General features: G+C 67.9%; 23 protein-coding genes and 1 tRNA gene. 20 read left to right on the top strand and 4 right to left on the bottom strand.

All coding sequences use genetic code 11. The features are described from left to right. Positions 1-140 precede the first annotated feature (140 nt). Positions 141-545 (top strand): DapH/DapD/GlmU-related protein, encoded by a 405-nt coding sequence (locus ABIB15_RS02785; protein WP_354475066.1) that lies wholly within the window; start codon positions 141-143, stop codon positions 543-545. Between the two features lie 83 nt (positions 546-628). After that, positions 629-2446, top strand: a complete 1818-nt coding sequence (locus ABIB15_RS02790) for an ABC-F family ATP-binding cassette domain-containing protein (RefSeq protein WP_354475068.1) — start codon at positions 629-631, stop codon at positions 2444-2446. A gap of 152 nt (positions 2447-2598) precedes the next feature. Here the strand turns inward: ABIB15_RS02790 and ABIB15_RS02795 are convergent, their stop codons facing one another. Continuing rightward, complete coding sequence (locus ABIB15_RS02795; RefSeq protein ID WP_354475070.1) at positions 2599-3090, bottom strand: MarR family winged helix-turn-helix transcriptional regulator; 492 nt, start codon at positions 3088-3090, stop codon at positions 2599-2601. A gap of 114 nt (positions 3091-3204) precedes the next feature. Between ABIB15_RS02795 and ABIB15_RS02800 the strand changes: the two genes are divergently transcribed. From ABIB15_RS02800 to ABIB15_RS02815, 4 genes are all read left to right on the top strand, one after another. Continuing rightward, positions 3205-3276, top strand: a tRNA-Gln gene (locus ABIB15_RS02800). A 42-nt stretch (positions 3277-3318) separates the two neighbouring features. Beyond that, a complete protein-coding gene (gene glmU, locus ABIB15_RS02805; protein ID WP_354475071.1) occupies positions 3319-4755 on the top strand; it encodes a bifunctional UDP-N-acetylglucosamine diphosphorylase/glucosamine-1-phosphate N-acetyltransferase GlmU in 1437 nt (478 codons plus the stop codon). A 39-nt stretch (positions 4756-4794) separates the two neighbouring features. Next, positions 4795-5772 (top strand): ribose-phosphate diphosphokinase, encoded by a 978-nt coding sequence (locus ABIB15_RS02810; RefSeq protein ID WP_354475073.1) that lies wholly within the window; start codon positions 4795-4797, stop codon positions 5770-5772. A gap of 16 nt (positions 5773-5788) precedes the next feature. After that, complete coding sequence (locus ABIB15_RS02815) at positions 5789-7147, top strand: CoA transferase (protein WP_354475075.1); 1359 nt, start codon at positions 5789-5791, stop codon at positions 7145-7147. Between the two features lie 19 nt (positions 7148-7166). Here ABIB15_RS02815 and ABIB15_RS02820 read toward each other — a convergent pair whose 3' ends face one another. Further along, positions 7167-7529: a hypothetical protein gene (locus ABIB15_RS02820; protein WP_354475076.1), complete on the bottom strand. Its 363-nt coding sequence runs from the start codon at positions 7527-7529 to the stop codon at positions 7167-7169. 66 nt (positions 7530-7595) lie between these two features. On the opposite strand from ABIB15_RS02820, the gene ABIB15_RS02825 reads away from it, so the two are divergent. Beyond that, positions 7596-8894, top strand: a complete 1299-nt coding sequence (locus ABIB15_RS02825; RefSeq protein ID WP_354475078.1) for an LCP family glycopolymer transferase — start codon at positions 7596-7598, stop codon at positions 8892-8894. 54 nt (positions 8895-8948) lie between these two features. Here the strand turns inward: ABIB15_RS02825 and gnd are convergent, their stop codons facing one another. Continuing rightward, on the bottom strand, positions 8949-10409 hold the full coding sequence (gene gnd, locus ABIB15_RS02830) for an NADP-dependent phosphogluconate dehydrogenase (protein WP_354475080.1): 1461 nt from the start codon (positions 10407-10409) through the stop codon (positions 8949-8951). 274 nt (positions 10410-10683) lie between these two features. On the opposite strand from gnd, the gene ABIB15_RS02835 reads away from it, so the two are divergent. Continuing rightward, on the top strand, positions 10684-11196 hold the full coding sequence (locus ABIB15_RS02835; protein WP_354475082.1) for a gluconokinase: 513 nt from the start codon (positions 10684-10686) through the stop codon (positions 11194-11196). A gap of 21 nt (positions 11197-11217) precedes the next feature. Here the strand turns inward: ABIB15_RS02835 and ABIB15_RS02840 are convergent, their stop codons facing one another. Then, complete coding sequence (locus tag ABIB15_RS02840) at positions 11218-12000, bottom strand: FadR/GntR family transcriptional regulator (protein WP_354475083.1); 783 nt, start codon at positions 11998-12000, stop codon at positions 11218-11220. 195 nt (positions 12001-12195) lie between these two features. Between ABIB15_RS02840 and ABIB15_RS02845 the strand changes: the two genes are divergently transcribed. The 12 genes from ABIB15_RS02845 to ABIB15_RS02900 form a co-directional block, all read left to right on the top strand. Continuing rightward, positions 12196-13443: an ABC transporter substrate-binding protein gene (locus tag ABIB15_RS02845; RefSeq protein ID WP_354475085.1), complete on the top strand. Its 1248-nt coding sequence runs from the start codon at positions 12196-12198 to the stop codon at positions 13441-13443. 115 nt (positions 13444-13558) lie between these two features. Then, positions 13559-14527: a carbohydrate ABC transporter permease gene (locus tag ABIB15_RS02850; RefSeq protein ID WP_354475086.1), complete on the top strand. Its 969-nt coding sequence runs from the start codon at positions 13559-13561 to the stop codon at positions 14525-14527. Continuing rightward, a complete protein-coding gene (locus ABIB15_RS02855) occupies positions 14524-15417 on the top strand; it encodes a carbohydrate ABC transporter permease (RefSeq protein ID WP_354475088.1) in 894 nt (297 codons plus the stop codon). Before ABIB15_RS02850 ends, ABIB15_RS02855 begins: the two co-directional genes overlap by 4 nt. A 3-nt stretch (positions 15418-15420) precedes the next feature. Continuing rightward, on the top strand, positions 15421-15954 hold the full coding sequence (locus tag ABIB15_RS02860; RefSeq protein ID WP_354475090.1) for a gluconokinase: 534 nt from the start codon (positions 15421-15423) through the stop codon (positions 15952-15954). Next, positions 15944-17089: a galactonate dehydratase gene (gene dgoD, locus ABIB15_RS02865; RefSeq protein WP_354475092.1), complete on the top strand. Its 1146-nt coding sequence runs from the start codon at positions 15944-15946 to the stop codon at positions 17087-17089. The genes ABIB15_RS02860 and dgoD overlap by 11 nt, the downstream gene beginning before the upstream one ends. Before the next feature lie 8 nt (positions 17090-17097). Further along, positions 17098-17736, top strand: coding sequence for a bifunctional 4-hydroxy-2-oxoglutarate aldolase/2-dehydro-3-deoxy-phosphogluconate aldolase (locus ABIB15_RS02870; protein ID WP_354475094.1), 639 nt, complete (start codon positions 17098-17100; stop codon positions 17734-17736). 2 nt (positions 17737-17738) lie between these two features. Then, on the top strand, positions 17739-18683 hold the full coding sequence (locus ABIB15_RS02875; RefSeq protein ID WP_354475095.1) for a sugar kinase: 945 nt from the start codon (positions 17739-17741) through the stop codon (positions 18681-18683). A 28-nt stretch (positions 18684-18711) separates the two neighbouring features. Then, the gene (gene manD, locus ABIB15_RS02880; RefSeq protein WP_354475096.1) at positions 18712-19950 is read left to right on the top strand and encodes a D-mannonate dehydratase ManD; all 1239 of its coding nucleotides are present in this window, start codon (positions 18712-18714) and stop codon (positions 19948-19950) included. Positions 19951-20025: 75 nt separating this feature from the next. Next, the gene (locus tag ABIB15_RS02885) at positions 20026-20343 is read left to right on the top strand and encodes a putative quinol monooxygenase (protein ID WP_354475097.1); all 318 of its coding nucleotides are present in this window, start codon (positions 20026-20028) and stop codon (positions 20341-20343) included. A gap of 249 nt (positions 20344-20592) precedes the next feature. Then, positions 20593-21228, top strand: a complete 636-nt coding sequence (locus tag ABIB15_RS02890) for a 50S ribosomal protein L25/general stress protein Ctc (protein WP_354475099.1) — start codon at positions 20593-20595, stop codon at positions 21226-21228. A 29-nt stretch (positions 21229-21257) separates the two neighbouring features. Then, positions 21258-21842 (top strand): aminoacyl-tRNA hydrolase, encoded by a 585-nt coding sequence (gene pth, locus ABIB15_RS02895; protein ID WP_354475140.1) that lies wholly within the window; start codon positions 21258-21260, stop codon positions 21840-21842. Between the two features lie 106 nt (positions 21843-21948). Continuing rightward, positions 21949-22328 (top strand): hypothetical protein (locus tag ABIB15_RS02900; protein ID WP_354475101.1); only part of this gene is annotated, 380 nt, incomplete at its 3' end.

Here is a 22328-nt window from a genome sequence, read left to right on the forward strand (position 1 = left end):
TGAGTGGTCGCCGTGAGACCCGGAATCGCAGGAATTCGCGGAATGGCACCACCCCAGTCATTGTTGAGGATGAACAGCGGAGGGTCCAATCTCTTGTTCGATACGGACTAACGGCCCGCCCCGAATAAAGGAGGTGGCGCATGGCCAGAATTTGGGAAGAGGTCGAGGCCGACTCCGGCGAGGTGTCACGGTACCGCCGACACGGCAACGGTCGCGGGTTCGTGGCCCCCGGAGCACAGGTGCACGAGGCCGCGTTTCTCGACGAGCGCAGCTACGTCGAGAAGGGTGCAAAGGTTGGCGCCCGCGCGTTCATCGGCGCGGGGAGCTGGATCGAGAGCGGCGCGACCGTCGGCGTCGGCGCCTTCATCGGGGCAAATGTGAGGGTCGGAGTGGATGCCCGGATCGGCGCCGGCACCCGGCTCGGCAGCCACTCGCGGATCGGCTCCGACGTGACGATCGCCCCGGGGATGCGCGTGCCGAGCGACGCGCGCATTGCCAGCGGCTCGGTCGTCAGGCATCCGCGCGAGCATCCCACGGCCGCGTAAGCGTCAGGCTCGGTGGGCGCCGCGGATGCCGTGCTGCGGCCCCTCGGCATCCGCCCCGTCCCCGCGCCGCGTAGTCTCGTACGGTGGCACATCTTCTCGGGGCGGAATCCCTGCATCTCGAATATCCAACCAGGGTCGTCTTCGACAAGGTCACGATCGGCCTCAACGAGGGTGATCGGATCGGCGTGGTCGGTCGCAATGGCGACGGCAAGTCGACCCTGCTGAACCTCCTCGCGAGCCGAATCGAGCCCGACTCCGGCCGCGTCACCGTGCGTCGCGGCGTCACACTCGGCATGCTCGACCAGTCCGACGTGCTGCCGGACGACCTCGTCGTGTCCGAGGCGATCGTCGGGCACCTCGACGAGCACGAGTGGGCCGGCGACGCGAAGGTTCGCGACGTCATCGACGGGCTGCTCTCCGACCTGCCCTGGTCGGCGAAGATGGGCGAGCTCTCCGGCGGTCAGCGCCGCCGGGTCGGACTCGCCAAGCTGCTCATCGGCGACTGGGACGTCATTTTTCTCGACGAGCCCACCAACCACCTCGACGTCGAGGGCATCGCCTGGCTCGCCCAGCATCTCAAGAAGCGCTGGCCCGCCAGCTCGGGCGGCCTCATCGTCGTCACTCACGACCGGTGGTTCCTCGACGAGGTCTGCACCGACACGTGGGAGGTGCACGACCGCATCATCGAACCCTTCGAGGGCGGCTACGCGGCCTACATCCTGCAGCGCGTCGAGCGCGACATGATGGCCGCGACCATGGAGTCGAAGCGCCAGAACCTCGCCCGCAAGGAGCTCGCCTGGCTGCGCCGCGGCGCGCCGGCTCGCACCACGAAGCCCAAGTTCCGCATCGACGCCGCGAACGAGCTCATCGCGAACGAGCCGCCGCCGCGCAACACCGTGGCGCTCAGCCAGCTCGCCACCGCGCGCCTCGGCAAGGACGTCGTCGACCTGCTCGACGTGGGCGTCTCCTATCCGGCGACCGACCCGCACCAGCCCCCTCGCGAGGTGCTGCACGACATCGAGTGGCGCATCGCGCCGGGCGAGCGCACCGGCATCCTCGGCGTCAACGGCGCCGGCAAGAGCACGCTGCTCTCGCTCATCGCGGGAACCCAGCAGCCCACCGTCGGACGCGTCAAGCGCGGCAAGACCGTGAAGGTCGCGATCCTCAGCCAGCAGCTCGACGAGCTCGCCGACATTCTCGACACCCGCGTCATGGACGTCATCGCGAACCAGAAGAGCTCCTACGTCTCCGGCGGCAAGGAGCTCACCCCCGGGCAGCTCCTCGAGCGCATGGGGTTCATGAGCGAGCAGCTCTCCACCCCCGTGAAGGACCTCAGCGGAGGCCAGCGTCGCCGCCTGCAGCTGCTGCTCATCCTGCTCGGCGAACCCAACGTGCTCATCCTCGACGAGCCCACCAACGACCTCGACACCGACATCCTCGCCGCAATCGAGGACCTCCTCGACTCCTGGCCCGGCACGCTGATCGTCGTGAGCCACGACCGGTACCTGCTCGAGCGCGTCACCGACAACCAGTACGCGATCCTCAAGGGACGCATGCGCCACCTGCCCGGCGGCGTGGACGAGTACCTCGCGCTGCGCGCGGTCGAGCGGGGAGGCGGGGCCGCGAAGGCCACCTCCAAGGCCGTGACGACCAAGTCGTCCGGCAAGCCCGCGCTGGGCGGGGCGGAACTGCGCAACGCGCAGAAGGAGTTCGCGGCGGCCGGCCGAAAGCTTGAGAAGTACGCCCACCAGGTGACCGCGCTGCACAACACGTTCGCGGCGCACGACCAGGGCGACTACGACGGGCTCGGCAAGCTCCAGGCGGAGCTGGCGGCGGTCGAGAACGCCCAGGCGGAGCTCGAGTTCCGCTGGCTCGAGCTCACGGAGCTGCTCGGCGACTGAATCGGGTTGCCGCGGTCGGATGCTGGTCCGCCCGTGATTGTGCTCGTTTGTGACGTCGGTGCCCGCTCGAGCGGGCGCCGACGTCACAAACGAGCGTAATCGTGCCGAGGGGAGGCCGAAAGCGACCCGATGCGCACGGTGAGCGCGGCGTCTCAGTCGAAGTCGAGGCTGAGCTTGCGCAGCAGGCCAGCGAGGCGCTCCTGCTCGGTCGGCGACAGGTTGTCGAGCACTTCGGCCTCGGATGTCAGCAGTGTGCTGATCGCGGCATCCACCCGGGCCAGGCCCTCGACGGTCAGCACAACGAGGATCCCGCGGCCGTCGTGCGGGTCGGTGCGTCGCTCGACGACCTCGCGGTCGACGAGCCGGTCGATGCGGTTGGTCATGGTGCCGCTCGACACGAGTGTCTGCAGCAGCAGCGCCTTCGGGCTCAGCTGGTACGGCTCGCCCGCCCGGCGCAGCGCCGACAGCACGTCGAACTCCCAGGAGTCGAGTCCGGATGCCTCGAAGGCGGCGCGACGGGCCCGGTCGAGGTGCTTGGCGAGCCGGCCGACCCGGCTGAGCACCTGCATCGGGGCGAAGTCGAGGTCGGGACGCTCGCGCGACCACGCGCCGACAATACGGTCGACTTCATCGCTTCCGGGCATCCGACCATTATGCGTCCCGCTCGGGCGGTCCAGCGACGATCCCGGCGGAGAGACCGCACCGGGGAGCCGACGGCCGATCGATCTGGCAGACTTGACGCGCGCCCGCTGGCGCGATCCGCCTTAGTGTAACGGCAGCACGACAGCCTTTGGAGCTGTTCGGTCCAGGTTCGAATCCTGGAGGCGGAGCCCCTGACGTTCGATCGAATCCCTCCGGAAAGAGCCGCAGCCATGACCTCAGAGAATCTCGCCGTCGTCATCCTCGCCGCAGGCCAGGGCACGCGGATGAAGTCGACCACGCCGAAGGTTCTGCATGACCTCGCCGGGATGCCGCTCGTCGGCCACGTTCTCGCGACGGCCGACCGCCTCGGCGCCGCGCACATCGTTGCCGTCGTCCGCCACGAGCGCGACACGGTCGCCGCGGCGATCATCGCGCAGTGGCCCCACGTGATCATCGCGGACCAGGACGACCTGCCCGGCACGGGCCGCGCCGTCGAAGTCGCGCTCGGCCACCTTCCGGAGGACTTCACGGGCCAGGTCGTCGTGCTGAGCGCCGACGTTCCGCTGCTCGACGCCGACACCCTGCACGCGCTCGTCGCCGCGCACCGGGTTGCGGGCAACAGCCTCACCCTGCTCAGCGCCATCCTCGACGACCCGACCGGCAGCGGCCGGATCCTTCGCGACGCCGGCGGCACCTTCACCGCGATTGTTGAGCAGAAGGACGGCTCGCTGGCCGAGCTCGACGTTCGCGAGGTCAACGCCGGCGTGTACGTCTTCGACGTGCCGGCGCTGCGGAAGGTGCTCGCGAGCATCGGCACCGACAATGCGCAGCAGGAGAAGTACCTCACGGATGCCGCGTCCGGCATCCAGCGCGCCGGCGGACGGATCGCCGCGGTTCCCGTGACCGACCACTGGCTCGTCGCCGGGATCAACGACCGGGTGCAGTTGGCCAACGCCGCCCTCGAGCTCAATGCCCGCATTGTGCGCGGCTGGCAGCTCGCGGGAGTCACCGTGATCGACCCCGCCTCGACCTGGATCGACGTCACGGCGACGCTCGCGGAGGACGTCGAGCTGCTGCCGGGCACGCAGATCAAGGGCGCGACCCAGATCGACCGCGGCGCGAAAATCGGGCCCGACACCACTCTCCTCGACTGTGAGGTGGGGGAGGGGGCAACGGTGAAGCGCACCGACGCGACGCTCGCGGTGATCGGTGCCGGCGCATCCGTCGGTCCGTTCGCATACCTCCGCCCCGGCACGATCCTCGGCGCCGACGGAAAGATCGGCACCTTCGTCGAAACGAAGAACTCCACGATCGGCGCCTCGAGCAAGGTGCCGCACCTGAGCTACATCGGCGACACGACCGTCGGAGTCGGATCGAATGTCGGCGCGGGAACAATCACCGCCAACTACGACGGCGTCAACAAGCACCAGACCATCGTGGGGTCGCAGGTGCGCACCGGGTCGCACAACGTGTTCGTCGCGCCCGTTAGAATCGGTGACGGAGCCTACACGGGCGCTGGCACGGTCGTCCGAAAGGACGTTCCCGCCGGGGCGCTCGCGATCACCGTGGCTCCGCAGAGGAACATGACCGGTTGGGTCGGGACGAATCGTCCGGGCACTGCTGCTGCGGATGCCGCGGCGGCGGCCGGTGAGAGCATCTCCGAATAGGTCACCACAGTCGGCTTGCCGGCAGAGAGCGGGAATTTCTTGTCCGACATCACCATCAACGGACAGAAACGGCTCGTTCTGGTTTCCGGTCGCGCCTACCCGCAGCTCGCGGAGGACATCGCCTCGAACCTCGGTTCCGCCCTCGTCCACACGGATGCCCGCACCTTCGCCAACGGCGAGATCTACGCCAGATACGACGAGAGCGTGCGCGGCTGCGACGCCTTCGTGATCCAGTCGCACTCGTCTCCCATCAACGAGTGGCTCATGGAGCAGCTCATCATGGTCGACGCGCTCAAGCGGGCTTCCGCCAAGCGCATCACGGTCGTCGCACCGTTCTACCCCTACGCCCGCCAGGACAAGAAGGGCCGCGGCCGCGAGCCGATCAGTGCCCGACTCATCGCGGACCTGTTCAAGGCCGCCGGTGCCGACCGCATCATGAGCGTCGACCTGCACGCCGCCCAGATCCAGGGCTTCTTCGACGGCCCCGTCGACCACCTCTTCGCCATGCCGGTGCTGCTCGAGCACTTCAAGCCCATGCTCGACCCGACCAGCCTCACGGTTGTCTCGCCCGACATGGGACGGGTGCGCGTCGCCGACATCTGGAGCGACAAGCTCGGCGCCCCCCTCGCGATCATCCACAAGCGCCGCGACCCGCGCGTGCACAACCAGGTCGAGGTACGCGAGATCGTCGGCGAGGTGGCGGGACGCACCTGCCTCATCGTCGACGACATGATCGACACCGGCCGCACGATCGCCAAGGCCGCTGAGGCGCTCAAGGCGCATGGCGCGACACGTGTGATCGTCGCCGCGACCCACGCCGTGTTCTCGCCGCCCGCGATCGACATGCTGCAGAGCGAGTTCATCGACTCGGTCGTCGTGACCGACACCCTGCCGATCCCCGAGGAGAAGCGGTTCCCGACCCTCACCGTGCTACCGATCGCCCCGCTCATCGCCCGCGCGATCAGCGCCGTCTTCAACGACGGGTCCGTCACGTCGATGTTCGACGGTGCAGCATAGGTCGGAGGGAGCGGGGATGCCAGTGCCCTTCGCGAAAGAATTCCATGCGGCCCTCGGTGGCCCGCCCGATGCGGTCGACCGCCTCTCCGTCTCCGGGACAGGCGACCTGCTCTCCGCCTACCGGGTAACCGACCTCGCCGTCGCGAGCATCGGCGTCGCGGGGCTGGCGGCTGCCGAGCTCGTCGAGTCGGTCACCGGCGAGGCCCGAGAGGTCAGCGTCGACCGCGCGCTCGCGTCGGCCTGGTTCGGCTCGGCTGTCGCGCCCGTCGGCTGGACCCTGCCGTCGGTGTGGGACCCGCTCGCCCGCAACTACCGGGCGAAGAACGGCTGGATCCGCCTCCATACCAACGCGCCCCCGCACCGGGCCGCCGCCCTCACTGTGCTCGGCGCGCTGGCCGACCCGAGCGATGTGCGCCGCGCCGTGAGGCGGTGGGATGCCGTCGAGCTCGAGACCGCGATCGTCGACGCCGGCGGGTGCGCCGCGGTCATGCACTCGCCGCGGGAGTGGCTCGCGCACCCGCAGGGTGCGGCCGTGCAGCGGGAGCCTCTGATCGACTGGCGCGACGGGTCGGCGAGCATCAGGGGCGACCGGCCGGACATCACGCCCGAGCGGCCGCTCGCGGGGCTCCGCGTGCTCGACCTCACCCGCGTGATCGCCGGCCCCGTGGCCACCCGGTTTCTCGCCGGACTCGGCGCAGAGGTGCTGCGGGTCGACCCTCCCGGCTGGAACGAAGCGGCCATCGTGCCGAACATGACGCTCGGCAAGCGTGCCGCACGCCTCGACGCGAGAACGCCCCAGGGGCGCGAGCGCCTGCGCGAGCTCCTCAGCACCGCTGACGTTCTCGTGCACGGCTACCGCGTCGGCGCCCTCGAGGGCCTCGGACTGGATGAGCAGACCCGCCAGTCCGTGCGTCCCGGCCTCATCGACGTGTCACTGAACGCCTACGGCTTCACCGGTCCGTGGGCGGCCAGGCGGGGTTTCGACAGCCTCGTGCAGATGAGCAACGGCATCGCGGATCGCGGCATGGCGTGGGCGGCCGCCGACGACCCGACCCCGCTCCCGGTGCAGGCACTCGACCATGCCACGGGCTACCTGCTCGCCGCGGCGACGCTCAGGGCCGTTGTCCTGCGCCGCGCCGACGGCGTCGGCCGCATCGTGCGCACCTCGCTCGCGCGAGTCGGTGCAGCCCTCGTCGCCGGTGGCGACCTGCCGAGCGACCGCCCGCTCGTCGCAAGGCCCGAGCCGACCGAGCCGCTCCAGACCCCGTGGGGTGAGGCCCGGATGCTGCGATCGCCGCTCGAGATCGCCGGCGTGCCGTTCGCCTTCGAGCAGCCCCCGCGCGAGCTCGGCACCGACGAGGCCCGCTGGGAATGAACCGGCTGGGCCTGAGGCCCTAGGAGCCGATCGTCGGGATGGGCAGGCGCGCCCCGCTGGGGATGATGCCGAGGGAGGCCACGAGCCGGTCGCCGCCGAATCCGCCGACCGAATAGCACTGCCAGCCGACTCCACCCGGGCCGAAGAACTCGAAGCGCGCGGAGGATCCCGTCGCGTCCGGGCGGTCGAACGCGACCCACTGGGCGCAGGACCGGTCGGCGGTGTTCCCGCCAACGGAAAGGATCGTGATGATGCCGGGCAGCACGAGCGCGATAATGCCGATGATCACGATCACCCGCATCGCGAACAGCAGACGCGGACTGCGCAGCGGGCGTCCGTCGCCGGGCTCGTAGCCGGCCAGTTCGGGATGCTCGTCGGTCATGGCAGCCAAGTCTTCCACGAACGGGCTCCCAGAGTGAATCGATGGCCGTCCGTTACCATCAGAATAATGTCCACACTCTCCCCGCAGCCCGCCCAGGCGGCCACGCCGGCTCCACTCGCCCGACACGGGCAGCTGAAGGCCGGTAACACCGCGGCCACGGTGCTCAAGTTTGTGGCCGCCGCCCTCGCCGTTGTGCTCGTCAGCACCGCGAGCATCGCCGCGGTGGCCGTGCACAACATCGCCTCGGCGATCGCGCCCGGCGTGGCGCTTCCCGGCGAGGAGGAGGAGGACGCCCTGACGATTGGCACGGTGGACGGCCCGGTGAACCTCCTGCTCGTCGGCAGCGACAGCGGCGAGGGCAACCTCGCCTACGGGGAGCGTGACGCGACCCTCAACGATGTGACGATGCTTCTGCACATTTCGGCAGACCGTGAACGCGCCACCGTCGTGAGCTTTCCGCGGGACCTGTTCGTCGACATCCCCGAGTGCCCGAACCCGGACGGCGGCAGCTTCCCCGCAGCATCCTCACAAAAGATCAACCAGTCGCTGTCTCGCGGCGGCCTCGCCTGCCCGGTGCTCACCGTAGAGAGCCTCACTGGGCTGGAGATCCCGTACGCCGCGAAGATCGAGTTCGGGGGCGTCATCGAGATGTCCAACGCGGTCGGAGGCGTCGAGGTCTGCGTCGCGAGCCCGATCGACGACCGCAACATCCCTTTCAAGCTGGATGCCGGCACCCACACACTCTCGGGGATCGACGCCCTGCAGTTCCTCCGCACGCGCTACGGAGTCGGCGACGGGAGCGACCTGACGAGGATCAGCAACCAGCAGCAGTTCCTCTCGTCGCTCGTGCGCACGCTCAAGAGTTCGGAGACGCTCTCGAACCCGGTGAAGCTCTACGGCATCGCGAGTGCCGCGTCGAGGAATCTGGAGTTCTCCAACAGCCTGCGCAATGTCGACACCATGGTTGCGATCGCGGGCGCGCTCAAGGACATCCCGCTCGAGGAGGTCGTGTTCGCAAGGTATCCAATCGCCGACGCCACCATCGGCGGGCAGTCCGGCGTTGCGCCGATCGCGGATGCCGCCGATGCACTGTTCGCCGCAATCGCGGCCGACCTGCCTATCGGGCTCACTGGCGGCACCGGCGGCGGCACAGTCGCCGACCCGAATGCTCCCGTGGCGAGCCCAGAGTCCAGCCCCGCGCCGGTCCCCGCAGAGCCCGTGGACCCGAACGCGCCGGCGCCGAGCGGTTCGCCCGCCCCGGAAGCACCGCCGACGCGGGTAGAGCTGCCGGACACGGTTCAGGGAACGACTGCCGACGAGGTCACCTGCAGCGCCGGGCAGACCGCGGGCCGGCCGGGCGGATAGACCCCGTCGCGAACAGTGCGATCGACGGGCCGCCGTGAGGCGGCCCGTCGCCGTCTAGTGCGAGCTGCCCTCTGACTCGACCTCGGAACGGTCGCCACTCCACAGCGTGTGGAAGGTGCCCTCCTTGTCGACGCGCTTGTAGGTGTGCGCACCGAAGAAGTCGCGCTGGCCCTGCACGAGGGCGGCGGGCAGGCGCGGCGCGCGCAGGCTGTCGTAGTAGGCGAGCGACGAGGAGAACGCCGGGGTCGGGATGCCGGCGAGCGCGGATCCCGCGACGACGCGGCGCCAGGAGTCCTGCGTTCCGGCGACGGCCGCGGTGAAGTACGGTGCCGTGACGAGGGAGACCAGGCCCGGGTTCTCGGCGTAGGCCTCGGTGATGCGGTTCAGGAATACCGCGCGGATGATGCATCCGCCGCGCCAGATCTTCGCGACCTCGCCCTTCTTGATGTCCCAGCCGTACTGCTCGGCGCCCGCGACGATCGCATCGAAGCCCTGGCTGTAGGCGATGATCTTCGATGCGTACAGGGCGCGGCGCACGTCTTCGATGAAGGCGTCCTTGTCGTCGACGGCCCACGGGGTGGTCGGGCCGGGGAGGTCGGATGCCGCGGCGCGCTGGGCGGGCTTTGACGACACGGCGCGGGCGAAGACGGCCTCGGCGATGCCGGAGACGGGAACGCCGAGGTCGAGGGCCGTCTGCACGGTCCAGACGCCGGTGCCCTTCGACCCGGCCTGATCGAGCACGATGTCGACGAACGGCTTGCCGGTCGAGGCATCCACCTGAGCAAGCACCTCCGCGGTGATCTCGATCAGGTACGACTCGAGCTCGCCCGTGTTCCACTCGGTGAAGACGGCGGCGATCTCGGCGGGGGAGAGGCCCGCAGCGGTGCGCAGCAGGTCGTAGGCCTCGGCGATGAGCTGCATGTCGGCGTATTCGATGCCGTTGTGGATCATCTTGACGAAGTGGCCGGCGCCGTCGGTGCCGATGTGGGTCACGCACGGCTCGCCGTCGACGACCGCGGCGATGGAGGAGAGGATGGGGCCGAGGGTCTTGTACGCCTCGACGGATCCGCCGGGCATGATCGAGGGTCCGAGCAGCGCGCCCTCCTCGCCGCCGGAGATGCCGGCGCCGACGAAGTTGATGCCGGTCTCACGCACGGCCTTCTCGCGGCGGATGGTGTCGGTGAACAGGGCGTTGCCGCCGTCGACGATGATGTCGCCGGGCTCGAAGGCCGCGGTGAGCTGCTCGATCACGGCATCCGTTCCCTTGCCCGCCTGCACCATGATGATCGCGGTTCGCGGCTTCTGGAGCGACGCGGCGAAGTCGGCGATCGACTTCGAGGCGACGAAGCCGGCCTCGGGGTGCTCGCTCGTGAGCAGGTCGGTGCGCTCGGGGGAGCGGTTGTAGACGGCAACGGTGTTGCCCTCGCGGCTGGCGAGGTTGCGGGCGAGGTTGGAGCCCATCACCGCCAGGCCGACCACTCCGATGTTTGCCGTGGCGTGCTGTGTTTCGGCCATGAATTTCTCCTCAGTGGGGTGCGGGCGGGGTTGGGTTGATGATCGCTCAGGCTGTGTGCCGTGGCGGCGAAGGCGGCGGGATGCTGCGGTGCGGGCGCCCTGAGCGCCCGACCAGTTGCATCTAGGTCCACGCTAGCAAATCGGGCATGTCGCGGGCGTCACGTGACGCCGCGCGGTCTGTGAGGTCACCGGGTCAGAGGGCGTGGGAGCGTCGATTCGGTAATCTGACCCAGGGCGCTGTCGGCTCCTCGCAGTGTTCGGGAAAGGCAGGGCCGTGAGCGAGAAGGATCCGCCCGTCGTCGTCATGGGAGTGGCGGGCTGTGGCAAGTCCACCGTCGGTCGGGACATCGCGCTCGCGCTCCGACGGGGGTTCATCGATGCCGACGCTCTGCATCCGCTCGCGAACAAGGCGAAGATGGCCGCGGGGCATCCGCTTGATGACGAGGACAGGTGGCCCTGGCTCGACGTGGTCGGCGATGCCCTCGCGCGTTGTGACGAGAATGGGGTGCCTCCCGTCGTCGCGTGCTCGGCACTCAAGCGGGTACACCGGGATCGACTGCGGGCAAAAGCACCGGGCACGGTTTTCGTGTTGCTGCACGGATCGCGCGAGCTGCTGCAGTCGCGCATCGGGCCGCGGGCGCACGAGTTCATGCCCGCGACGCTGCTCGACTCGCAGCTGGCCACGCTCGAGACGCTCGAGAGTGACGAGGCCGGCGTCGTCGTCCACATCGCGCCGCCGCCGCTCGAGGTCACGGCGAACGCGTTGGCGGGAATCCGGCGGGTCTGACGCGGTCGCTGCGCGACCCGCTCAACCGGCCGATGTTTCGCGTGCCTGATCCCACAATTCACCGAGCTCGTCGATAGTGCGGGCCATGATGCCGAGCATGGCGGTGCCCGCGGCGTCCGGATTGCCGCTTTGGATGGCGTTGGCGACATCCACGTGCAACTGCAGTGCCTCGTCGTGCGGGAACTTCGGCATGAGCCCGTAGTGGGTGCGCCCGGTGAGTACCTCGGAGACGAGACTGTTGAGCCGCGAGAACATCTCGTTGCCGCTCATTTGCATGACGAGCGCGTGGAACTCGATGTCGATCTCGAGAAACTGTTCCTGGTTTCCGCTGCGCCCGGCGGCCCACAGTCGCCCGGCGAGGCCCATGAGGTCGCTGGCCTGACTGAGTTCCCCGCGCGTCGCTGCGAGTTTCGCCGCCTGCGGCTCGATCGCCGTGCGCAGCTCGTTGAGTGAGCGGAGCTGGTCGATCCGCCCCTGGCCGGCGAGCCGCCACCGGATGACGCTGAGGTCGTAGACGTTCCATTCGCTCATCGGCAGGATGCGGTTTCCCACCTTGCGCTTGGATGTGACCATTCCCATCGCCTCAAGCGCGCGCAGGCTCTCCCGGATCACGGATCGCGACACCTGGTAGCGGTTCTCGAGCTCCTCGGCGGTGAAGGTCATTCCCGCCGGCATCCGCCCCTCGCAAATCGCCTGACCCAATTCGTCGAGAATCTGGTTGTGCAGGCCCGGTGCCTCGTGGGTTCGAGCCGCCACGAATCCCGGTCGTGCCGGGGGTGGGGCGTCGTCGGACGAGGAATTCACAAACTGATCATATCCATGAGAGTGATCGAGTTGCACAAATCTGATTTATTGGTTTAGTCTCTCGCACTAAGGCAGATGTAACGATGCATGTGTCGGGGTCGCGTGACGATGCGCTGGCTCGGGAAAAGAGGGGACAACGTGAGACGACACAATGTTTTGCGAGTCGCCGGGATCACCACAGCAGCGGTGTTGGCTATGGGAACTCTGGCGGCATGCACAGGCACCGCGGATGAGGCAGGCGGCGAGGCGGGTTCCAAAGTCCTCAACGTCACCCTTGCAAACCACGTGTGGACGGACGCGATCAAGGAGTCGCTTCCGGACTTCGAGGAGCAGACCGGCATCAAGGTCAATCTCACCCAACTCGGTGAAGACCAGCTCTCAGACCAATACAACGTGAAGCTCAACGCCGGCACCAACGAGATCGACGTGATGATGTACCGCCCGCTGCAGGAGGGCAAGCTGTTCGCGCAGAACAAGTGGATCGCGGACATCACCGACCGTGTCACCGGCGCCGAGGACTGGAACTGGGACGACTTCCAGGAAGGTCCCGTCGAATCGACGACGGTCGACGACGCCGTAGTCGGCGTGCCGATCATCACCGAGCGTGAGGTGCTCTACTACCGCACCGACCTGCTCGAGGCCGCCGGTCTCGAGGTGCCGACGACGCTCGAGGAGCTCGAAGCCGCAGCGGCGCAAATCTCCGAAGAGAACCCCGGCATCGCCGGCTTCGTCGCGCGAACCGCCGCCTCGGCCGCCGTCACGCAGTTCAGCAGCTTCCTTTACAGCGAGGGCGGCCGTTGGATCGACGAGGACGGCAACGCGAACCTCGACACCCCGGAGGCGAAGTCGGCCTACGAGCTGTACGGAACGCTCATTCGCGAGTACGGACCGGAGAACGTGTCGACCGACATGAGCTGGCCCGAGGCGATGGCCATCTTCACGCAGGGCAACGCCGCGTTCTACACGGAAGCGGACAGCCTCTACAAGAACGCGACCGACCCGGCACTCTCCACCGTGTCCGACAAGGTCGGCTTCGCACCGTTCCCCGCAGGCGACGACGGCGCCAACCCGTACAACGTGCCATCGTGGGCGCTCGGAATCGCTGAAGAGTCGGAGAACTCCGAGAACGCGTGGGAGTTCATCCAGTGGGCGACCAGCCAGGAGAAGATGCTCGAGATCCAGCAGGCCGGCGTGCCCGGATCCCGCGTGTCGGTCTGGGAGGACCCCTCGGCCACCGAGGACTACCCGGCCGACCTCGTCGAAGCGATCAATGCGAGCTTCGACGGAGGCATCGGCTTCGACCGACCGCTCGTGATCTCAGTCGCCAAGGCGCGTGAGATCGTCGGACTGCCGATCGTCGTGTCCATCACCGGCGGCGACGTCGACGCGGCCATCTCGGAAGCGCAGGACAAGTTCCAGGAGTTCCTGGACGAGGAGGAGTAACACCACTCCGCGACGGGCCGCCAGTCTCTGGCCGGCGGCCCGTCGCACCGTGAGCAATTCCGCAACTACGACGCCCGGCCCCGACTCCCGGTGGCACGGCGGAAAGAGGTAACTGGTGAGCGTTGTCGCTAACCGCAAGAGCAGCTCGGCGAGCACGGGCGCTCCTGAGAACGGCCGCCCGAAACGGGGCGCGTGGGATTCCTTCTCGCACTGGGCGAACAAGCACCGCAAGTGGGTGCTCGCCGCCCCGGCGATGATCTTCACCGCACTGCTCATCGCGTTCCCGCTCGGCTGGACGCTATATCTGAGCCTCACGGATTCCTCCGGCTCCGTGCGCGCCGATTCCGAGTTCATCGGCCTCGAGAACTACGGCGAGGTCTTGACCGACTTCGACCGCTTCTGGCCCGCGGTCGGACGCACCGTGTACTTCACCGGCGGCGCCCTCGCTTTCGAGATGGCGCTCGGCATGGCCATTGCCCTGCTGCTGTGGCGCCCGTTTCGCGGCGAGAAGTGGGTGCGCGTCGCGATCCTGCTGCCGCTGGTCGCCACTCCTGTCGCGGTGGGCATGATGTGGAGCCTCATCCTCGACCCCAATATCGGCTTCGCCAACCAGGCGCTCTCCTGGTTCAACATCCCCGCGCAACCCTGGCTCGCCGGACGGGATACCGCCCTCACCACCCTGATGTTCGTCGACATCTGGCAGTGGACGCCGATGGTCGTGCTCATCCTGCTCGCCGGGCTGACCTCGCTGTCCGACGAACCGGATGAGGCGGCTCGCGTCGACGGCGCGAACGCCTGGCAGCGCTTCTGGTATGTCACATTCCCGCTCGTCATGCCCGTGTTCATCACAGCGATCCTGCTTCGCGGCATCGACGCCCTGAAGACCTTCGACATCCTCTACGCCACGAAGGGCAAGGGGGGCGGGTCATTCAACGAGGTCGAGACCCTCAACGTCTACGCCTACGGCTTGAGCTTCGACTACAACGAATACGGGATGTCCTCCGCCGTGCTGATCCTCTTCTTCATGATGATCGTCGGCTGTATCTGGCTCCTGACCGCTCGCAAGAAGAGGAGCAACCGATGAGTACCGTCGCAAACAAGGAAGCCGCGGTGCCCGCCGGCGCGCGGCTGCCCATGTCGTTCACTAAGCGCCCGAAGCATCCGGCCACCCGCACCTACGGCATCTTCCGCGTGGTCGCGCTGGTGGTGATCGTGCTGACCTTCCTCGCGCCGCTCGTCTGGATGGTGCTGTCCTCGCTCAAGACCACCGTCGACATCTACAACCCTGCCGCCGCATTCGTCTTCTCCCCGACACTCCAGAACTACGAGACGGTGTTCGGCCAGGCCTCCTATCTGCAGTACATCTTCAACAGCTTCTGGATCGGGGTCTGGGCCACTGTGCTGTCGATGATCCTGGGCGTGCCCGCCGCCTACTCGATGAGCCGCTTCGTGATGAAGAAGTCGGCGGCGCTCGTGCTCATGGCCCGCATCATCCCCGGCGTCAGCCTGCTCGTGCCGTGGTACTTCGTCTTCTCGAACCTCGGGCTCGTCGGCGGCTACGGGGTACTGATCCTGTCGCACATGTTCGTGCTGCTGCCGCTGTTCGTCTACATCATGATCTCGTTCTTCGACTCGCTGCCGCTGGAGCTCGAGGAGCAGGGACAGGTCGACGGGCTCACCCCGATCGGCGCGTTCCTGCGGATCGCCCTGCCGCTGTCGGTTCCAGGCGTCGCGACGGCGAGCATCCTGTCGTTCATTTTCTCCTGGAACAACTTCATGTTCGCCCTGGTGCTGTCGGGCTCGAGCACGAAGACGCTCCCGGTCGCGATCTTCGACTTCGTCGCCTATGCGAGCATCGACTGGGGCGGATTGATGGCGGCCGCCGTGGTCATCACGGTGCCGATCATGGTGATCGCGCTGTTCACGCAGAAGTACATCGTCTCCGGCCTCACCGCCGGAGCGACGAAGGGCTAGGGCGTGAGCAGCACGATTCCGCCCATCGTCGTGATGGGCGTGCAGGGCTCCGGCAAGTCGACCATCGGGTCGCTGCTCGCGCAGCGGCTCGGGGTCGCCTTCCTCGACGGCGACACCCTGCACTCCGACGACAACGTCGCGTCGATGGCCGCCGGCAAGGCGCTGACCGACGAACTGCGGATGCCGTGGCTGCATGATGTGGGCCGCGCGCTCGCCGACGGGGAAGGCGGCATCGTCGTCGCCTGTTCCGCGCTCAAACGCGGCTACCGCGACCTGCTCCGCGAGCATGCGCCCGCTTTGTTCGTCGTCGACCCGGAAGGGTCGATGGAGCTCGTGGCCGCCCGCATCTCCGCCCGGCAGCACGAGTACATGCCGCCAGCGCTGCTGCAGTCCCAGTACGACACGCTCGAGCCGCTCGAGGCCGACGAGCGTGGTGTCATCGTCGACATCGCTCACGCCCCGGCCGTGCTCATCGACAACATCGTGGAAGCGCTGTCGCATCCGGCAGGCGCAGGAAGGGCATCCGTTGCTCATTAGAACTGTCGAGACCTTCGCCGTCGCGCCCCGTTGGCTGTTCGTGCGCATCGAGACCGACGCGGGAATCGTCGGCTGGGGCGAGGGGTCGCTCGAGGGCAACTCCGACATCGTGCGAACCGCGATCGAGCAGTTCGCCGGCTACCTCGTTGGCCGCGATCCGTCCCGCATCGAGGACCACTGGCAGGTGCTCACCAAGGGCGGCTTCTACCGCGGCGGGCCGGTGTTCGCGAGCGCCGTCTCCGGCATCGACCAGGCCCTCTGGGACATCGCGGGCAAGAGCCTCGGCGTTCCCGTGCACCGTCTGCTCGGCGGCCACGTGCGCGACCGAATCCGGGCGTACGGCTGGGTCGGCGGTGACGACCCGAATGAGATCGGCGACCACATCGCCGAGCAACTCGCGGTCGGCCTCACCGCAGTGAAGATGAACGCGAGCGGACGGATGAGCCGGCTCGGCAGCGCAGGGGAGCTCGACCGGGTCGTGCAGCGGGTCGCCGCCGCGCGCGAGGTTCTCGGTCCCGACCGCGACGTCGCGGTCGACTTCCACGGGAGGTTCACCCTTGCGAATGCGCGCCGCGTCGCGCCGCTGCTCGAGGAGTTCCACCCGTTCTTTCTCGAAGAGCCCGTGGTGCCGGAGAACTCGCACCTCATCGGCGACCTCGCCCGAGCCACCAGCATCCCGGTCGCCACAGGCGAGCGCCTCTACAACCGGCAGGACTTCCTCCCGGTGCTGCAGGCCGGCATCGCGGTGGCCCAGCCCGACCTCTCACACGCGGGCGGCATCTCCGAGGTGCGCCGCATCGCCGCGATGGCCGAGGTGTACGACGTGCAGCTCGCCCCGCACTGCCCGCTCGGCCCGATCGCCCTTGCCGCCTGCCTGCAGGTGGGATTCGCGACGCCCAACTTCCTGATTCAGGAGCAGAGCATCGGCATCCACTACAACAAGGGGGCAGAGGTGCTCGACTATGTCGTCGACACCGAGCCGCTCAAATTCGTCGACGGGAACTTCGAGCTTCTTACAGGGCCAGGGCTCGGCATCACCGTCGATGAGGGAGCGGTGCGGGAGGCCGACCGCCTGGGCAACAGCTGGCGCACGCCCGTCTGGCGCCACCCCGACGGCTCATTCGCAGAATGGTAGGGAGCAGCATGCCCACTGAATTTGTTGACCGGCTCACGGCAACCCGGATGATGGCCATCATCCGTGGAGAGGATGCCGATGCCTCGGTCGCCGCGGCGCTCGCGCTCCTGGACGAGGGCTTCCACCTGCTCGAGATCTCGCTCAACACCGCGAACGCCCTCGAGGTCATCGCGCGGGTCGTGCATGAGGCGCCGGAGGGCGCACGGATCGGCGCCGGAACCGTGCTGACCATCGACGATGTGAAGCGGGTCCGCGACGCGGGGGGATCGTTCGCGGTCACGCCCGCCGTTGCGCCGAGTGTCGCCGAGTCGGCGCGCCTCGGCCTCCCGGTCATCGCTGGCGCGCTCACCCCGACCGAGTGCGTGAGCGCGATGGCGCAGGGTGCGGTGGCGATCAAGCTGTTCCCCGCGTCGATCGGCGGTCCGCCTTACCTCAAGGCTCTGCGGGACCCGCTGCCGGGAATTCCCTTCGTCGCCGTCGGCGGGGTCGGAGTGAAGCAGATGGTCGAGTACTTCGAGGTCGGGGCCATCGCCGTCGGACTCGGGAGTCCGCTTCTCGGCGATGCCGCGGCCGGCGGGAGACTGACCGAGCTCCGCGACCGGGCGCGGCGCTTTCGCGAGGCGGCCGAGCCCTGGGTCGAGGGCTGATCGTGCCGGGCATCGATGTCGTCACCTTCGGCGAGACCATGGGGTCGCTGCGTTCTGCCGGGCTGATTCGCCTCGGCGGCGCGATGTCGATGACGCTTGGCGGCGCGGAGTCCAACGTCGCGATCGGCCTTGCCCGCCTCGGGCATAGCGTGTGCTGGGCCGGGCGGCTCGGGGCGGATGAGGTCGGCGAGTTCGCCCTCCGGACCCTCCGCGCCGAGGCGGTGGACACACGCCTCGTCGCCCGCGACTCCGACCGGCCCACCGGCCTCCTCCTGATCGAGAAGAGGATCGCGGACATTTCGCGTGTCGCGTACTACCGCGCCGGGTCGGCCGGGTCGGCTCTGGATGCCGGTGATCTGAGACACCTCTTCGACCAGACCCCGTCGGTGATGCACGTGACCGGAATCACGCCCGCGCTGTCACCGACCGCGGCGGCGGCGACGCTCTGGGCCGTCGACGCGGCACGTGACCGGGGGATTTCCGTGTCGTTCGACGTCAATTACCGCGCGAGGCTGTGGGGAAGGGACGCCGCCGCCGGCGTCCTCGCGACGATCGCACGCAAGGCGCAGCTCGTGTTCGCCTCCGACGATGAGCTGTCGCTCGTCGCGACGAGGGGCGAACCTGCTGCGGTGGCCGAGCTCGTCAATGCCGGTGTCGCCGAGGTTGTCGTGAAGCGCGGAGCGCTCGGCGCAACCGCGTGGATGGCAGGCGTCGAGGCATCCGTTCCGGCGCACGTCGTGCCGGTTGTCGACACGATCGGTGCGGGCGATGCGTTCACAGCCGGCTATCTCTCCGCGCGGCTCGACGGCCTCGGCCTCGAGCAACGTCTCGAACGAGGTGCGGTGCTCGGTGCCTTCGCCGTGAGCGCCGCCGGCGATTGGGAGTCGCTCCCCACCCGGGATGAGCTCGCGTTGCTCGACGGGGCCGCCGGTTCCACCATCCGCTAGACCGAACTAGCACCGAAAAGGACACGACATGAAGATCGTCAAGGCCGAAGTAATCGTCACCAGTCCGGACCGCAACTTCGTGACACTGAAGATCACGACGGCAGACGGGATCACCGGCCTCGGCGATGCGACTCTCAATGGCCGCGAACTCGCCGTCGTGGCGTACCTCAAGGAGCATGTCGCTCCGCTGCTGATCGGGCGCGACGCCCACAACATCGAAGACACCTGGCAGTTCTTGTACCGGAGTGCCTATTGGCGTCGTGGTCCGGTGACCATGGCGGCCATCGCCGCCGTCGACGTTGCCCTGTGGGACATCAAGGCGAAGGCGGCCGGGATGCCGCTGTACCAGCTGCTCGGCGGGGCGTCGCGGACGGGCCTGCTGGCGTATGGGCACGCGTCGGGCAAGTCGAACGATGAGCTGTTCGACAGCGTGCGCGAGCACCAGGAGAAGGGCTACAAGGCGATCCGTGTGCAGACGGGGGTGCCAGGGCTGAAGTCGATCTACGGGATCGCGTCGAATGCTACGTTCGAGGCCAACACCGGTGTGCGCTATGACCACGAGCCGGCCCAGCGGGGCGCCTTCCCGGCCGAGGAGGACTGGGACACGCGAAGCTACCTGCGGCACGTTCCCACGGTCTTCGAGGCGGTACGGAACGAGTTCGGTCCCGAGGTTCCATTGCTGCATGACGGGCACCACCGGATGACACCGATCCAGGCGGCGCAGCTGGGCAAGTCGCTGGAGCCGTACGACCTGTTCTGGCTCGAGGACTGCACCCCGGCGGAGAACCCCGAGGCGCTGCGGCTTGTGCGCCAGCACACCACCACGCCACTCGCCATCGGCGAGATCTTCAACACGGTCTGGGACTACCAGCAGATCATCCGCGAGCAGCTCATCGACTACGTGCGCAGCGCCGTCACCCACACCGGCGGCATCACCCACCTGCGCAAGGTGCTCGACTATGCCGCGCAATACCAGATCAAGTCGGGCATGCACGGACCAACGGACATCTCGCCGGTCGGCATGGCCGCGGCGATGCACCTCGGGATGGCGATCCACAACTTCGGCATCCAGGAGTACATGGCGCACGGAGAGAGGACGAACCAGGTCTTCGAGCAGTCGTTCACCTGGAACGACGGCATGCTCCACCCGGGCGACAAACCGGGTCTGGGCGTCGAGCTCAATCTCGACGAGGCCGGAAAGTACCCGTACGAGACGGCGTACCTGCCCTACAACCGTCTTGCCGACGGCACGGTCCACGACTGGTGAGTGCCGCGGGTTGAGCAGCGCGACCTGCTCAGCGGGCGGTCGCAGCATCCGGCAACTCGGCTAGCATCGTCACCCATGACCAACCCTGTCGTCGTCACCGCCGTTTTCGTCCCCGCCGCCGGCCAGCACGATGCTGTCGTCGCCGCGCTGTCGCCGGCGATTGCCGCCGTGCATGCGGAGCCCGGATGCCTGCTGTATGCCATCCATGACGCGCCGGACGGCTCGATCGTCATGGTCGAAAAATGGGAGTCGGCAGAGCTTCTCGATGCGCACGGGACCGGTGACGCCGTCGCCCACCTCAGCGCGTCGCTCGCCGGAATGCTCGAGCGGCCCGTCGCGGTGACCCGCCTGGCTCCGATTCCCGCGGGCACGGCCGAGCAGGGGCAGCTGTAGCGCGATGTGACGTGGGTGTCGACTCCCATGCTGGGTCCGAGGCCGCGGGGCGTGTAAGCTTCAGGCTGTACTTCGGCGAGGGATCGCTGTCGCGTGTCGGGAAACCCGCCGCGCACGGCATCCGTAATCGACGCGGTGGTTGGGCACAGCCTTTGCAGGCACACGTCTTTCCTCACGCTGACATGCGTTCGAGTTGACCGCCCCCTCTGGGGCACAGATCGTGGGCCCACGCCTGCACAGGAGAAAACAATGGCTGAGAAGCAAATCGACACCACCATCGTCGCCGACGTGCGCGAATCGTTCGGCAAGGGCGCGGCCCGCAAGTTGCGCGTGCTGGGCAAGATCCCGGCCGTCGTCTACGGACACGGCACCGAGCCGCAGCACCTCGCGCTTCCCGGCCACCAGGTCGCCCTGCTGCTGCGCAAGAAGAACGCCGTGCTCGAGCTCAAGATCAACGGCAAGACCCAGCTCGCACTCGTCAAGGATGTGCAGAAGGACCCGGTCAAGGCGATCATCGAGCACATCGACCTCATCGTCATCCGCAAGGGCGAGAAGGTAACTGTCGACATCCCCGTGCACGTCGAGGGCGAGTCCTACCCGGGCACGATCGCGAACCTCGAGTCGACCACGATCTCGGTCGAGGCCGAGGCGACCCACATCCCTGAGCGCGTCACCGTCAACATCGACGGTTTCGAGGACGGCACCCAGATCCACGCCAAGGACCTCGAACTGCCCACCGGCTCGACCCTCATCACCGACCCCGAGACGCTCGTCGTCAACATCGTCATCCCGGCCGAGGTCGACCTCGGCGAGGAAGCGGAAGTTGAAGAGGCCGAAGGCGTTGAGGCTGCCGAGGGCGCCGAGCCCACCGAGGCTGCGGAGTAGTCACGGCCCTCTTCAGGCGGTCTGAGCCACTGGACAACGCCCAGTGGCTCGTAGTCGGGCTCGGTAACCCCGGGCCCGACTACGCCGCCAACCGTCACAACGTGGGACAGATGGCGCTCGCGGAACTCGCCCACCGGGCATCCGCGACGTTCAAGAACCACAAGGCGGGTGCGGCGGTCGCCGAGGGGCGTACGGCTCCCGGCGCCCCGCGGCTGATTCTCGCCAAGCCGAATAGCTTCATGAATACCTCAGGCGGGCCTGTCGCGGGCCTGCTGCGGTTTTACAAGATCGACCCGTCCAGGCTCATTGTGCTGCATGACGAGCTCGACATCCCTTTCGACAGCGTGCGCCTCAAGCTAGGTGGTGGCCACGGTGGTCACAACGGCCTGCGGGACATTATCGCGGCGATCGGCACCCCGGACTTCATCCGCGTGCGTATCGGGATCGGGCGCCCGCCGGGGCGCCAGCCTGCCGCCGACTTCGTTCTCAAGGACTTCGGTTCGGCCGAGCGGGCACTACTGCCGAATGTGCTCGCGGACGCGACGGATGCTGTGGAGCTGGTCGTCGCCGACGGCCTCGTCGCCGCGCAGCTGAAGTTTCATACCGCGTCCTAGCGGGGTCTCGCTCTCTCTCCGCCTCGTCCTCTCCTGCGCCGAGTTCAATCCGCAACATCGTCACGGCTGAGGCCAAGGTGGGGCTGCTCGGTCGTGAAGGTGGCTGATGCGGAAGGCCATCATCGTCACGCTGTACTACTGTGTGGCGGCCGGTGCGGTCTCGTACCTGTTCATCTACGGCTTCGGCCCCAACCTCGGCACCTTCGCTCTCATCGCCCTGGGGGCGACGTTGGCCCTGACCGTGCGGTGGATGCTGCGCCAGAAGGCAGTGGTGTTCTCGCCGGTTTGCCGTTGGGCGGGTCGCCGTCTTCTCCTCCACAGGCACCTCTCCTCCCCACCCCCTGTGGACAAATACTTATCCCCATCAGCCATTTCCCCTTTCGAAAGTATATTCGAAGTGGGAGAATTGTGGCATGGAACAGCTCCCGAACACGCTCCGCGAGACCGCCGACACGGTCGCCGCGCTCGGGGCGTCCGCGGGGGAGT

Origin of the sequence: Marisediminicola sp. UYEF4 (genome assembly GCF_040546025.1) — a bacterium.
GTDB lineage: Bacteria > Actinomycetota > Actinomycetes > Actinomycetales > Microbacteriaceae > Marisediminicola.

What these genes read in the sequence shown, in the direction of transcription:
- ABIB15_RS02785 (WP_354475066.1), top strand. Translation starts at nt 141, where the DNA reads ATGGCCAGAATTTGGGAAGAGGTCGAGGCCGACTCCGGCGAGGTGTCA.
- ABIB15_RS02890 (WP_354475099.1), top strand. Translation starts at nt 20,593, where the DNA reads ATGGCTGAGAAGCAAATCGACACCACCATCGTCGCCGACGTGCGCGAA.
- ABIB15_RS02820 (WP_354475076.1), bottom strand. Translation starts at nt 7,529, where the DNA reads ATGACCGACGAGCATCCCGAACTGGCCGGCTACGAGCCCGGCGACGGA.
- ABIB15_RS02885 (WP_354475097.1), top strand. Translation starts at nt 20,026, where the DNA reads ATGACCAACCCTGTCGTCGTCACCGCCGTTTTCGTCCCCGCCGCCGGC.
- ABIB15_RS02870 (WP_354475094.1), top strand. Translation starts at nt 17,098, where the DNA reads ATGCCCACTGAATTTGTTGACCGGCTCACGGCAACCCGGATGATGGCC.
- manD (WP_354475096.1), top strand. Translation starts at nt 18,712, where the DNA reads ATGAAGATCGTCAAGGCCGAAGTAATCGTCACCAGTCCGGACCGCAAC.
- glmU (WP_354475071.1), top strand. Translation starts at nt 3,319, where the DNA reads ATGACCTCAGAGAATCTCGCCGTCGTCATCCTCGCCGCAGGCCAGGGC.
- ABIB15_RS02825 (WP_354475078.1), top strand. Translation starts at nt 7,596, where the DNA reads ATGTCCACACTCTCCCCGCAGCCCGCCCAGGCGGCCACGCCGGCTCCA.
- ABIB15_RS02855 (WP_354475088.1), top strand. Translation starts at nt 14,524, where the DNA reads ATGAGTACCGTCGCAAACAAGGAAGCCGCGGTGCCCGCCGGCGCGCGG.
- ABIB15_RS02845 (WP_354475085.1), top strand. Translation starts at nt 12,196, where the DNA reads ATGGGAACTCTGGCGGCATGCACAGGCACCGCGGATGAGGCAGGCGGC.
- gnd (WP_354475080.1), bottom strand. Translation starts at nt 10,409, where the DNA reads ATGGCCGAAACACAGCACGCCACGGCAAACATCGGAGTGGTCGGCCTG.
- ABIB15_RS02795 (WP_354475070.1), bottom strand. Translation starts at nt 3,090, where the DNA reads ATGCCCGGAAGCGATGAAGTCGACCGTATTGTCGGCGCGTGGTCGCGC.
- ABIB15_RS02815 (WP_354475075.1), top strand. Translation starts at nt 5,789, where the DNA reads ATGCCAGTGCCCTTCGCGAAAGAATTCCATGCGGCCCTCGGTGGCCCG.